We start from the raw sequence: 12,676 nt of genomic DNA, 5'->3' as shown, positions 1-12,676 counted from the left end.
ACTTAGACATCTCCACTAGAACCGGAGGTTCTCCCTTTTTTCAACCCCGACTGTCACCAACCTGTCGGCTCAGTACACCTAGCCCGGTCGACCCGGACACACCACCCGCCGTGGAACCAGTACGCTCGAAGCGAGCCCGGAACGCTTTCGCGGCACCGTTGAAAGGACCCAGCCCATGCACATTGTTTCCTTCGTCGTGGCGATGGCCGCGTTCGTCCTCGGCCTCTGGCTGTTCGGCCTCGCCTTCACCGTCACCGCCTGGCAGGGACCGATCTTCGTGGCCGGCATCCTGGCCGTGAGCGCCGCCGTCGCCATTCCCGCACACGTCCTGCGCGACTGACTCGCCTCGATCCCGCTCGTCGATGCGCGCCGATCAACTGACCGACCCGATCACCTTCCATGGTGAGGGACCGGTCTACTCGCCCGAGTGGGGCGGTTTACGCCTGGTCGACCTGTTTGCCGGGGATGTGCTGACCCTGGCCGATGACGGCACGATCGATCGTCGACATGTCGACACGATCGCGGCGGCTCTGCGTCCGCGCACCGGGGGAGGTGCGGTCATCGCGGGGGAACGGGGATTCATCCTGGAAGACGCCGATGGCACCCTCACCCGGCTTCCCGAGGTGTGGGCGGATCCGACCGTGCGAATGAACGACGGCGGCACCGCTCCAGACGGCTCGTTCTACTGCGGGACCATGGCCTACGACCAGCGCACCGGGGCCGGATCCCTGTACCGGCTCGCCCCGGACGGGTCGGTGAGCCTGGCACACGCCGGCGTGACGATCTCCAACGGCCTGGGCTGGAGCCCGGACGGGTCGCTGGCCTACTACAACGACACCCCCACCGGCCGGATCGGCGTGTTCGACTGGGCGCCGGAGACCGGTCTCACCGGCCTGCGCACCTTCGCGGAGATTCCGGATGCCGCCGGCTACCCGGACGGCCTCACCGTCGACGCGGACGGCGGCGTCTGGGTGGCTCTGTACGCGGGCGGCGCGGTTCACCGGTACGCGCCGGACGGCACCCTCGACGAGGTGATCGAGGTGGCCGCGGAACGCGTCACGGCCTGCACCTTCGGCGGCGCCGACCTGCGGCAGCTGTTCATCACCACCTCCAGGGAAGGCCTCGCCCCCGACGAGGACCCCCTCGCCGGGTCGGTCTTCACGGCCGTCCCCGGTGTCGCCGGGGTGCCCGCGACCGCCTTCGGCGGGTAGCCAGCCGCCGCCGCCGGGTGTCGGCGAGATACCAGAAACGCTGGTTAAGCTGGGGTTCGAACGATTTCGCGTTCCAGGTTCGAAAGAGACCGCACGAATGTCAGACAGTCCGGCCGCGGCCAGCCCGTACGAGGTGCTGGGCGTGGGACCCTCGGTGACCGACGAGGAGTTGCGCCGTGCCTACCGGCGGAAGCTCCGCCAATCCCACCCGGACGTCGGCGGCAGTCCCGCATCCTTCCACGCCGTGCAGGTGGCCTGGGAACGGATCGGCACCCCGGAGAGCCGTGCCGCCTACGACGGGGCCCGCTACCCGCAGACGTCATCCTCCACTACCGCAACCTCGGCGTCGACGTCTTCCTCGGCCCGGCCGTCCTCGTCGGGCATGAAGGCACGGATGCACGGGCACCCGGGCGGCCATTCCCGGCAGCGCTACCTCGCCCTGCTCCGGGAGTGGGCCGGCCGCGGCACCGTCATCGACGACCCCTACGCCCCCGATCTCATTCGGTCGGCGCCGCGAGAGATCCGCCACCGCCTGGCCAAGGCCCTCGCCGAGGAGTCGACCGCCCAGCTCATTTCCGGGCTCGGCATCGGCTATACCGCCTGGCACGACATCGCCACCAGGGACGACGTCGACAAGATCGACCATGTCGTACTCGGGCCCGCCGGGCTGTTCGCCATCCTCTCCGAGGATTGGGGTTCCCCCGTGCAGCTCAAACGCGGCGACATCGTCGGCGAGTCCGTCGAACCCGGTGATGCACCGGTGGACGACTTCGCCACCGCCGCCCGCATCCTTGCCAAGTCGTTACGGGTGCGTTTCACCGCCCTGATCGTGGTGGCGCCGGATGAGGCGGTGCCGGACCCGCTCTCCTTACCGAGCCGGGGCAGGCGGCCGATGCTGGTCGTGATTCCGCGGTCCCGGCTGGTCGGCGTCCTGCGCGACGGCATCGCCGGCATGGACCGCGGCAGCTTCGAGAAGGTCTTCGAACTGCGCAGCACCCTGCAGAACGGCATCCGCTTCGTCGAAGACTAGGCCGAGACGGCCGCGCCCAGACCGAGCTTCTGCACCCAGTAGCCCAGGAAGGCCGCGCCGGCCTCGTCGTGAATGAGGTCGCCCTCCACGATCACCGGGTACGGCTTGTCCAGGATCCCGTCAGCGGGTCGGACGTCAACGTGAGCCACGTCGTATCCGGCGGCGTGCAGGTGATCGGCCATGAGGTAGTCGCTGCGGGAGTCGCCCACCGACCGCCAGAGCCGGGGCAGGGAACCACCCTCGGCGAAGAAGGCCAGGGCACGCCGGGCGGCGTGGTCCTTGTCGAGGTCGACGGACTCGATGTCGGTGGAGATGATGGTGGTGTCGATCCGGAACGGCACCGCCCCTGCGGCGTCGGGGGAGACCAGGTCGCCGAAGCGCACCCCCAGTCCGTGCTCGATCAGGATGCCGTAGGCCGCGTTCTCGAACGACGCCTGGGCGGCGTGGTAGACGGCCCGGTCGACATCCGTGCGCTGTTCGACCGAGATCATGGCGAGCTTGGTCTCGTCGAAGAACATGGTGTCGGCGTAGTCGGTGGCGACCAGCTCGCGGATGCGGCTCACCACCGGGTCTGGCAGGGCCACGCTGTCGTCGACGACGACCTCGCCCATGCCGGCGTCGGTGATGGGGAACCACACGGCGCCCTTCTCGCAGACCCCGTACATGCGCATCTCGCGCGGCAGCCCGGCGGCGACCAGCGGGGCGACCACCTGCTCGCTGATGAACCGCGCCGACCGGCCGGTGATGAAGCCGATCGGCACGTTCGCGCCGGCCAGGGCGATGAGGTCGGTGATGATGCTCGGTGTCGCGATGGTGCGGGTGTCCGGGCTGGCGATCGGACCATCGACATCGAGCAGCAGGCCGAGCGGGGAGAGGGTTTCAGGCATGGTTCATTGAACCAGTTCCCGCCCTGGCCTGCTGGGGTGTGTTGCAGCGCCTATCGTTGTTCCTGATGATTACCAGACGAGAGGCCGCGCTCCGCCTCGACATTCCCCTCGAGATGGCGCAGCGCCACGACCTTCCCAGCCGCATGACCGAAGCCCAGCTCACCGAGATGGAGACGAATCCGCCGGCCTGGCTGGTGCAGTCGCGCGCGAATCGCACCGGCAAGAAGCCCGTCTGGGTAGCGCTCACCTGCAGCGTGTGCGGATTCACCGACTCCTCGCGGCCCAAGAAGTGGTGGCCGGAGTTCACCTATCTCAGTTGTGAGCACCACGGCTGGGACGATCTCCCGGCCGTGGCCGACGGCTTCAGCCGCCGGGAGATCGACGGCATCGGCAACCGGTTCATCGGCATCGTCGACACCGCAGAGGGCGAGCAGACCTCATGAGCCTGGTCCGGCTGAACGACGTCACCGTGCGATTTGAGAACACCCAGGTGCTGCGCGAGACCTTCTTCCGGCTCGAACCCGGCGATCGGGTCGGCATGATCGGCCGAAACGGTTCGGGCAAGACCACCCTGATCAAGCTGATCCTCGGCCAGGTGACCCCGGACACCGGTACCGTCACGGTCGAGGACGGCATCAAGATCGGCTACTTCTCGCAGTTCTCCGAACTCAACGGCGAGTCCACCATCACCGAGGTGCTCGATGCCCTGTTCGTTCAGATCAAGGCCGTCGAGGCCGAACTCGCCTCGATCGACGCCGCCATCGCCACGGACTCCTCCGCGAGCGCCGAACTCGACCGGCTGATCCACCGTCAGTCCGAGCTGTTCGAGGACATGGACCGGTTGGACGGTTGGGACTACCCGAGACGCATCGACGCCGCCCTGACCATCCTGGGCTTCGACGAGGCGCACCGCACCTGCGCCATCAACGAGCTCTCCGGCGGATGGCGCAACCGCGCGGCCCTGGCGAAGATCCTGCTCGAAGCGCCGGATGTGCTCCTGCTGGACGAGCCCACCAACTACCTCGACGTGGCCGGCGTGGAATGGCTGGAGACCTGGTTCCGCGACTTCAGGGGCGCCGCCGTGATCGTCTCGCACGACCGCACCTTCCTCGACTCCGTCGTCACCCGCATCATCGAGCTGGAGAACTTCCACCTGCACGAGTACCCGGGCAACTTCGGCGAGTACATCGTGCAGAAGCAGTTCCGGCTGAAGACTCTCGAGGCGCAGTTCGTGCACGAGTCCGAGCTGCTCGCATTCGAATCGGAGGGCATCGCCGATCGGCGCGAGGCCCAGAAGAACGCCAGTCGAAAGCTCGGCAGCCAGCTGGCCACCATCAAGAAGTCCCGCACGCCACGGCCGGTCGACAAGATCATCACCGAGATCTACGGCGGCCTGCACATCAAGGATGTGCTCTGCCGGGTGGAGATGCTCAGCAAGGCCTACGGCGACAAGGTGCTGTTCCAGGATCTGAGCTTCGAGATCCGCCGGGGCAACCGCATCGTGGTGCTCGGCGCCAACGGTAGCGGCAAGACCACCCTGCTGCGGGTGCTCACCGGCGAGGAGTCGGCCGATCACGGCGAGGTCGACTGGGCGAAGGGCGCCGGCATGGTGTCGTACAACCAGGTGCTCGCCGAACTCGACGACACCGACACGGTCAGCCACGCCGTCAACGCGCTCGAGGGCAGCCTGGCGTTCACCGCCACCAAGAAGTCGGTGAACCGGTTCCTCACCATGTTCCAGTTCTCCGAAGCCGACCTCAAACAGAAGATCGGCAACCTCTCCGGTGGCCAGAAGGCCCGCGTGGCGATGGCCCAGTGCCTGCTCAGCGGTGCATCGGTGCTGCTCCTGGACGAGCCGACCAACCACCTCGATCTCTCCAGCACCCAGGTGATGGAGCGGGCGCTGCTGCACTTCCCTGGGGCCGTGGTCGTGGTCAGTCACGACCGGTTCTTCACCGACAAGATCGCCACTCGCCGCCTGGTCTTCGGCAGCGAGGGTGCGGAGCCCGGCGAGGTCGAGGTCGCCGTCGCCTGACCCTGCACCCCGCCTCGGGGGCCGGTTGCAGAGGTACGCGGGCGAGGCGCCGATTCGCGGGTGGCATGCCACCCGCGAAACGGCGCCTGACCCGCGGATCGCTGAGCCGGGTCAGGTTCACCCCGGGCCGGCGAGCGTGCCGTCCGGCAGGGTGGCCCGGAGGTCGCCGGTTCCGGTGCCCAGGTGCAGCGGCCAGATCAGGTCGGCACTGCCGGGGATCTGCCAGACCAGCCCCTCGAGCGCGGCTGCGCGGTACAGCGGCTGGCCGACCGGTCGCCCAGCGCCGGGCTCCTTGATTTCCGTGTACTCGGAGGTCGGGTCCTCGTCGACGTGGCTGCGGGCGCCGTCCCAGGCCGGCTCAAGATACGCGACGATCGTCGTGCCGTCCGGCACGATCGGAGCGCACGCTTCAAAGCTGCCCGACGCGAACTCGATGTAGACGCTGCCGCTAGCGGCCGGGTCCAGTTCCCCGTGCACAACGGTGATATCACGCACGACGATCACGACGCTGTGCGTCGTCGAGGTGTGGTTCGCTGCGCCGACGGTGACCGTGCGGCCGGCTTGGATCCGGTCTATTTCGCCCATGATCACCACGGTGCTGTCGCGGGCCAGAACCGCCAGCGATTCGATCGGGTCGTAATCCACGATCCCCGGCGCGCCGCACACCGAAAAGACCTCCGCAGAGCTCGGTCCGAGAGGTGCCGGTTCAACGGTCGGGCCGGCGGCTGGTGCGGTGGCGCCGCCCCAGCCGCATCCGGCGACCAGCACAGCGACGCACACCCCGCACGCAAGCAGCCGCCAGGCCCTGGCGGCTGCTCTGCGATTGACGTCCATGCCCACTAATGTCCGGCCGACCGCATGGGGTTCCCTACAGGGTCGCGCGCACCTGCACGGTCGTCCCGGCGGGCGCGTACGGCACGGTGCGGCCGGTGATGGCCACGCCGTCCACCTCGAGTCGCGCCCGCGAGCCCTCCCGGCCCGAGTTCGCCACGGTGATCACGTAGGTGGCGCCGCGGGCCTGCCGGGTGACGGTGAACTCGGCCACATCCGGTCCGATCTGCGGGTCGACCACGAGGCCGTCGTAGTCGGTGCGCACGCCGAGCAGGTACTGCGAGACCGTCACGAAGTTCCACGCCGCCGTGCCGGTGAGCCAGGAGTTCTTGGCCTCGCCGTGCCGGGACGCCTCTTTGCCCGCGATCATCTGCGCGTACACGTACGGCTCGGTGCGGTGCACCTCGGAGATCTCCTCCCGGTACGCGGGCGTGATCTTGCGGTAGTGGTCGAACGCCTTGGCACCGCGGCCGAGCACGGTTTCGCCGATGATCACCCAGGGGTTGTTGTGGCAGAAGATGCCGCCGTTCTCCTTGTAGCCAGGGGGATAGGTCGAGACCTCGCCGAGTTCGACTCGGTAGCTTCTGTACGCCGGGTACTGCAGCACCAGTCCGTGCTCTGAACCGAGCAGCCGGTCCACCGAATCGAGCGCCCGGAACGCGGGGCTCGTCTTCACCGGGGTGCCGTCCTCGTTGTGCTCCACGCCCACACCGGCGAGCACCGCGAAGCCCTGCGGTTCGATCCAGATCTGACCCTCGGTGTCTTCCGCGGTGCCCACCTTGTTGCCGTAGAAGTCGTAGGCGCGCAGGAACCAGTCCCCGTCCCAGCCGTGCGTCAGCAGCGCCTGGCTCATCTCGGTGGCCGCGGTGCGGGCCAGCTCGGCCTGCGCCGTGTCGCCGCGTCGAGCGGCGATGGTGGCGTACTGCCCGGCCGCCAGAACGAACTGGGCGGCGATGAAGGTTGATTCGGCCACCCCGCCGTCCTGGTTCTCGGTGGTCTGGAACGACTCGCCCGGGGTGGTGGAGAAGCAGTTCAGGTTCAGGCAGTCGTTCCAGTCCGCCCGGCCGATCAGCGGCAGGCCGTGCGGGCCAAGGTTGTTCCGGGTGAACTCGAACGAGCGGGTGAGGTGCGTGTACAGCGTCTCGGCGAGTTCGTCGTTGTTGTCGAACGGCACGATCTCATCGAGGATGCCGAAATCGCCGGTCTCCTTGAGGTAGCCGTCCACGCCGATGATCAGCCAGGCCGGGTCGTCGTTGAAGCCGGAGCCGAGCTCGTTGTTGCCCCGCTTGGTCAGCGGCTGGTACTGGTGGTACGCCGAACCGTCAGGCAACTGCGTCGCGGCGATGTCGAGGATGCGTTCGCGGGCACGGTCCGGGATCAGGTGCACGAAGCCGAGCAGGTCCTGGGTGGAGTCCCTGAAGCCCATGCCGCGGCCGATACCGGTCTCGAAGTAGGACGCGGAGCGGCTCATGTTGAACGTCACCATGCACTGGTACTGGTTCCAGATGTTGACCATCCGGTTGAGCTTGTCATCGGGGGAGGTCACCGTGTACGCGGAGAGCAGGTCGGTCCAGTAGACGCCGAGGGCATCGAATGCCGTGTCGACGGCCTCGGTGGTGGTCAGGCGGGCGAGCAGCGCCTGGGCGCGGGTCTTGTTGATGACCTGCTTGGCGTCATCCGCCCACTTCTCCTGGCCGGTCTCGGCGTTGTTCTCGACGTAACCGAGTACGAAGACGAGGTCGCGGCTCTCGCCGGGCTGCAGGGTCGAGTCGACCTGGTGCGAACCGATCGGGTACCAGCCGGAGGCCATCGAGTTCTGGCTCGCCCCGGCATGCGGCACCTTGGCCTCCGCGAGGGTCTCGTACAGCCCGACGAAGGTCTCCCGGTCGGTGTCGAAGCCGGCGATCTCGGCGTTCACCCCGTAGACGGCATAGTGGTCGCGCCGCTCACGGTATTCGGTCTTGTGGTAGATCGCGCTGCCGTCGACCTCGACCTCGCCGATGGACAGGTTGCGTTGGTAGTTGGTCTGGTCGTCCTGCGCGTTCCACAGGCAGAATTCGAGGTAGGAGAACAGGGAGAAGGTCTTGACCGAATCCGAGGTGTTGGTGATCGTCACCTTCTGCACCTCGGCCGTCTCGCCGAGCGGAACGAAGTAGAGAGTCGAGACGCGCAAGCCGCCGCGTTCACCGGTGATCCGGGTGTAGCCCATACCGTGCCGGGTCTCGAAGAAGTCCAGGTCCTTCTTCATCGGCAGCCAGCTCGACGTCCACACGTCGTCGCCGTCTTTGATGAAGAAGTAGCGTCCGCCGGAGTCGGTGGGAATGTCGTTGTAGCGGTACCTGGTCAGGCGCCGCATCTTGGCGTCCTTGTAGAAGGTGTACCCGCCCGCGGTGTGCGAGACGAGCGAGAAGAAGTCCTCGCTGCCGAGATAGTTGATCCACGGGTAGGGGGTCACCGGGGTCTCGATGACATATTCCCTGGCTTCGTCGTCGAAGTGGCCGAACTTCATGCTGCACCTTTTCGGTATCCACGGACCGGCCAGCACGGCGAGTCAGGAACCTGAATCCGCCACCACAGCCGGGCCTACTATTGAATGAGAGCGCTCTCACGGACGCCTGCGTTGACTCTAGCAGCACTCGGGCCGACCGGGTGGTGGCGACAGGGACCTGGGTCGGAGGGCGGCCGGCTCCACGCCGATCCGGTGGGGAGGCGGACGGCGCCCACGACAGAGGCCGTGCCGGACGCCCGGATTCGACCGGACGAGATCCTTATATCCGGCCCGTTAAACGAGACAGGGCCGGATCCTAAGATCCGGCCCGTGAACTGTCTCAACCAGTTCTCGTTGATCGCTGTCTTACCAACAATCTCCGTGTCCGAGGGGGGACTTGAACCCCCACGCCCTATACGGGCACTAGCACCTCAAGCTAGCGCGTCTGCCATTTCCGCCACCCGGACTGGATGTTTCGGCCGCAGTAATGTTTTGCTGCCGGGGAATAACTTAGCACGGATCGGAACGCACTCCTGACACCGAGCGGCCCCTCGGGCAGTCCGCAGACCGGGACCGGCGCCCCACCGGGTCCGGTACCCACGGCTGGGGCCTGATGCCCGGTAGCGTGAACTGCATGACAGTCCCCGCCTCCACACCGACACCGGCAGACGCGCTCGACCTGACCGGCGAGATCGCCCGCGATCTGATCCGGTTCGACACCAGCAACTACGGTGAGGGCCGCTCCAACGGTGAGACGGATGCCGCCGAGTACGTCGCCGAGAAGCTGCGCGCCCTCGGACTGGCGCCGGAGTTGTTCGATTCGGAGCCCGGCCGCACCAGCGTGGTGGCCCGGGTACCCGGCCGCAACCGCAGCACCGGCGCACTGGTCGTGCACGGGCATCTGGATGTGGTGCCGGCCGACCCGGCGAACTGGTCGGTGGACCCGTTCGCCGGTGAGATCCGCGACGGCATGCTCTGGGGGCGTGGCGCGGTCGACATGAAGAACATGGACGCGATGATCCTGGCGTCCCTCACGGACGTGCTCGCCGACGGCGGCCAACCGGAGCGCGACCTGATCGTCGCGTTCTTCGCCGACGAGGAAGCCGGGGGAGTCTTCGGCTCGCACTACCTGGTCGACACCCGGCCGGACCTGTTCGCCGGAGCGACGGAAGCCATCAGCGAGGTCGGTGGGTATTCCATCGGCATCGGCGGCGAGCGGGCCTACCTGCTGCAGACCGGTGAGAAGGCACTCATCTGGCTCAAGCTCGTGGCGCACGGCCCGGCCGGGCACGGTTCCAGGTTGGTCACCGACAACGCGATCACCCGGCTGGCCGAGGCCGTCGCGAAGGTCGGGCGCCGGGAGTGGCCGATCCGCCTGACCAACACCACCAGACAGTTGCTCGCCGAGATCGCGCGGATCCTGGGCGTCGAACCCCAGTCGATGGGCCCGGACGAGCTGGCGCTGGCCACCGGCACGGCCTCCGGATTCATCCAGGCCAGCCTGCGCACCACCATGAACCCGACGGTCCTCACCGCCGGCTACAAGCACAACGTGATCCCCGACCGGGCCGAGGCGCTCATCGACGTGCGTGCCCTCCCCGGCGAGGAAGACGCCGTCCTGGCCGAGCTGGCCGAGCTGGTCGGACCGGACATCGAGATCGTCGTGATGCACAGGGACGTGGGGCTGGAGACCGAATTCGCCGGTCCGCTGATCGACCGGATCGTGCAGACCCTGCACACCCATGACCCGGGCGCCCCGGTGTTGCCGTACCTCATGCCCGCGGGCACGGACAACAAGGCGCTGAGCAAGCTGGGCATCAAGGGCTACGGTTTCGCCCCGCTGAAGCTTCCTGCCGATCTGGATTTCCCGGCGCTGTTCCACGGTGTTGATGAGCGGGTCCCTCTGGACGCATTAGTGTTTGGCAGGACGGTTTTGACCGATCTGCTGTCGACGTACTAGCTCACTGTCGCGCTACCGGCCAGCACACAGCACAAGCGAAACGAGTACACGTGGACTTCCTCAACGCGGTCATCCTGGGCCTGGTCCAGGGACTGACCGAATTCCTTCCGGTCTCCTCCAGCGCCCACATCAGCATCGTCGGGCAATTCCTCGGCACCGGGGAAGACCCGGGCGCCCGCTTCACCGCCATCACCCAGATCGGCACAGAGGCCGCTGTGGTGATCTTCTTCTGGCGCGACATCGTGCGCATCATCGGCCAATGGGCCAAGTCCCTGGTCGGCAAGGTCCCGCGGGGTGACGAGGACGCCAGGATGGGGTGGCTCATCATCCTGGGCACCCTGCCGATCGTGGTGCTCGGCCTGCTCTTCCAGGACCAGATCGAAACCAGCCTGCGCAACCTCTGGGTGACCGCGTTCATGCTCATCGCCTTCGGTGTGCTGCTCGGCATCGCCGATCATGTCGGAGCCAAGCGCCGACGCCTCGGCGACATCACCGTCAAGCACGGCGTTGTCTTCGGATTCGCCCAGGCCCTGGCCCTGATCCCCGGGGTCTCCCGCTCCGGCGGCACCATCACCGCCGGCCTCTTCCTCGGGTACGAGCGGGCGGCCGCGGCGCGGTACGCCTTCCTGCTGGCCATCCCCGCGGTCTTCGGCAGCGGCTTCTACCAGGTCTACAAGTCGTTCTCCGAGCCCTGCGCGGCTGCCGCCGCGAACTGCATCCCCGAGGTCTTCGGTCCCTTCGAGACCATCGTGGCCACGATCGTCGCCTTCGTCGTCGCACTGGTGGTCATCGGATTCTTCATGCGGTACATCTCCAAGCGCAGCTTCCTGCCGTTCGTGGTCTACCGCATCGCGCTGGGCATCGTCGTGATGATCCTGCTCGGCACCAACACCATCACCGCGTAGTTAGGCTGGGATCATGCGCGCCTGGTCACACCCCGATATCCCGTCGATCCCGGGGCGCTCAGACGCCCCCCGCCTGCACGACACGGCGACGGGGTCGATCGTCGAAGCCCGACCGACGGATGTGGCCCGCCTGTACGTCTGCGGCATCACGCCGTACGATGCCACGCACCTGGGCCACGCGGCGACCTATCTCGCCTTCGACACCCTGCAGCGGGTGTGGCGCGACGGCGGTTACCGGGTGCACTACGCCCAGAACGTGACCGACGTCGACGATCCTCTGTTGGAGCGCGCCACGGCGACCGGCGTCGACTGGCGCGACCTGGCCGAGGAACAGACCGACCTGTTCCGGGCCGACATGGAGTCCCTCGGCATCATCCCGCCGGACGATTTCGTGGCGGTGACCGACGTGATCGATGACATCTCCGCCGCCGTGCACACCCTGCGCGAGGCAGCCCTGGCCTACCGGGTTCCCACCCCGGAGGCCCTGGCCACCGCGGACGGTCCTGGCGCCGACCTCTACTTCGACATCCGGGCGGCCGAGCGCGCCGCGCCGTGGGCTCTCGGCGACGAGAGCAACCTGGACGCCCAGACCATGCTCACGCTGTTCGCCGAGCGTGGGGGAGACCCCGACCGGGCCGGGAAACGCGACCGGCTCGACCCGCTGCTCTGGCGCGCTGCACGTGCAGGCGAGCCGTCCTGGGACTCACCGGTCGGCGCCGGTCGGCCCGGCTGGCACATCGAATGTTCCGTCATCGCGCTGGCCGAGCTCGGCACCGACTTCACGGTGCAGGGTGGCGGTAGCGACCTGATCTTCCCGCACCACGACATGAGCGCCGGTCATGCGGCCGCGTTGAGTGGGCATCCGCTCGCGCAGGTCTACAGCCACACCGGCATGGTGGCGTACCAGGGCGAGAAGATGAGCAAGTCGCTCGGCAACCTCGTTCTGGTCTCACGACTCCGCGCCGGCGGCAGCGACCCCAGGGCCATCCGTCTGGCCCTGCTCAATCAGCACTACCGCACCGACTGGGAATGGACCGCGGGCCAGCTGGACGAGGCCGAATCGCGCCTGGCCGCGTGGTCGCTCGCATTCGGCCCGATCGCCGTGCCCGCGCCGATCGCAGCCGAGCGAGCCGCCGAGCGCAGCGACGACGTCATCGAGCGGATGCGGGCCGCCCTGGTCAACGACCTCGACACCCGCGGCGCCCTGGCCGCTGTGGATGCCGCGGTGTCGGCCGGAGTGGACGACCCGGCTCTGCTGGGGCGGGCCATCGACGCCCTGCTGGGCGTCAAGCTCTAACCGTCACCGCTGGCCGGAGCGCCCCGCCCGCG

General features: G+C 67.7%; 11 protein-coding genes and 1 tRNA gene. 8 read left to right on the top strand and 4 right to left on the bottom strand.

Features of this window, described 5'->3' with window-relative positions; translation table 11 throughout:
- The first annotated feature begins 175 nt into the window (after positions 1 to 175).
- From K2F54_RS03350 to K2F54_RS03340, 3 genes are all read left to right on the top strand, one after another.
- On the top strand, positions 176 to 340 hold the full coding sequence (locus K2F54_RS03350) for a hypothetical protein (RefSeq protein ID WP_220604400.1): 165 nt from the start codon (positions 176 to 178) through the stop codon (positions 338 to 340).
- Positions 341 to 362: 22 nt separating this feature from the next.
- Positions 363 to 1,211: an SMP-30/gluconolactonase/LRE family protein gene (locus K2F54_RS03345; protein WP_220604399.1), complete on the top strand. Its 849-nt coding sequence runs from the start codon at positions 363 to 365 to the stop codon at positions 1,209 to 1,211.
- 97 nt (positions 1,212 to 1,308) lie between these two features.
- Positions 1,309 to 2,241 (top strand): J domain-containing protein, encoded by a 933-nt coding sequence (locus tag K2F54_RS03340; RefSeq protein WP_220604398.1) that lies wholly within the window; start codon positions 1,309 to 1,311, stop codon positions 2,239 to 2,241.
- On the opposite strand, the gene K2F54_RS03335 is transcribed toward K2F54_RS03340, so the two are convergent.
- Positions 2,238 to 3,128, bottom strand: a complete 891-nt coding sequence (locus K2F54_RS03335; RefSeq protein WP_220604397.1) for a hypothetical protein — start codon at positions 3,126 to 3,128, stop codon at positions 2,238 to 2,240. The genes K2F54_RS03340 and K2F54_RS03335 overlap by 4 nt on opposite strands.
- A gap of 65 nt (positions 3,129 to 3,193) precedes the next feature.
- Between K2F54_RS03335 and K2F54_RS03330 the strand changes: the two genes are divergently transcribed.
- On the top strand, positions 3,194 to 3,571 hold the full coding sequence (locus K2F54_RS03330) for a hypothetical protein (protein ID WP_220604396.1): 378 nt from the start codon (positions 3,194 to 3,196) through the stop codon (positions 3,569 to 3,571).
- Positions 3,568 to 5,163, top strand: a complete 1,596-nt coding sequence (locus K2F54_RS03325) for an ABC-F family ATP-binding cassette domain-containing protein (RefSeq protein ID WP_220604395.1) — start codon at positions 3,568 to 3,570, stop codon at positions 5,161 to 5,163. The genes K2F54_RS03330 and K2F54_RS03325 overlap by 4 nt, the downstream gene beginning before the upstream one ends.
- Before the next feature lie 117 nt (positions 5,164 to 5,280).
- On the opposite strand, the gene K2F54_RS03320 is transcribed toward K2F54_RS03325, so the two are convergent.
- The 3 genes from K2F54_RS03320 to K2F54_RS03310 all read right to left on the bottom strand — a co-directional run bounded on the left by K2F54_RS03320 (position 5,281) and on the right by K2F54_RS03310 (position 8,949).
- Positions 5,281 to 5,997 (bottom strand): hypothetical protein, encoded by a 717-nt coding sequence (locus K2F54_RS03320; protein ID WP_220604394.1) that lies wholly within the window; start codon positions 5,995 to 5,997, stop codon positions 5,281 to 5,283.
- 34 nt (positions 5,998 to 6,031) lie between these two features.
- On the bottom strand, positions 6,032 to 8,503 hold the full coding sequence (locus tag K2F54_RS03315) for a glycoside hydrolase family 94 protein (protein WP_220604393.1): 2,472 nt from the start codon (positions 8,501 to 8,503) through the stop codon (positions 6,032 to 6,034).
- 361 nt (positions 8,504 to 8,864) lie between these two features.
- Positions 8,865 to 8,949: transfer RNA gene (locus K2F54_RS03310), tRNA-Leu, on the bottom strand.
- A gap of 167 nt (positions 8,950 to 9,116) precedes the next feature.
- Here K2F54_RS03310 and K2F54_RS03305 point away from each other — a divergent pair.
- Genes K2F54_RS03305 through mshC form a run of 3 tightly spaced genes read left to right on the top strand, consistent with a single transcriptional unit; the run spans position 9,117 to position 12,644 of the window.
- Complete coding sequence (locus tag K2F54_RS03305; protein ID WP_220604392.1) at positions 9,117 to 10,442, top strand: M20/M25/M40 family metallo-hydrolase; 1,326 nt, start codon at positions 9,117 to 9,119, stop codon at positions 10,440 to 10,442.
- 50 nt (positions 10,443 to 10,492) lie between these two features.
- A complete protein-coding gene (locus tag K2F54_RS03300; RefSeq protein ID WP_220604391.1) occupies positions 10,493 to 11,347 on the top strand; it encodes an undecaprenyl-diphosphate phosphatase in 855 nt (284 codons plus the stop codon).
- 13 nt (positions 11,348 to 11,360) lie between these two features.
- A complete protein-coding gene (gene mshC, locus K2F54_RS03295; protein WP_220604390.1) occupies positions 11,361 to 12,644 on the top strand; it encodes a cysteine--1-D-myo-inosityl 2-amino-2-deoxy-alpha-D-glucopyranoside ligase in 1,284 nt (427 codons plus the stop codon).
- Positions 12,645 to 12,676 lie beyond the last annotated feature (32 nt).

Origin of the sequence: Cryobacterium inferilacus (genome assembly GCF_019599185.1) — a bacterium.
Taxonomy (GTDB): Bacteria; Actinomycetota; Actinomycetes; order Actinomycetales; family Microbacteriaceae; genus Cryobacterium; species Cryobacterium inferilacus.
The sequence above is the reverse complement of the archived record's forward strand: the minus strand, read 5'-3'. Positions and strand labels throughout refer to the sequence as shown.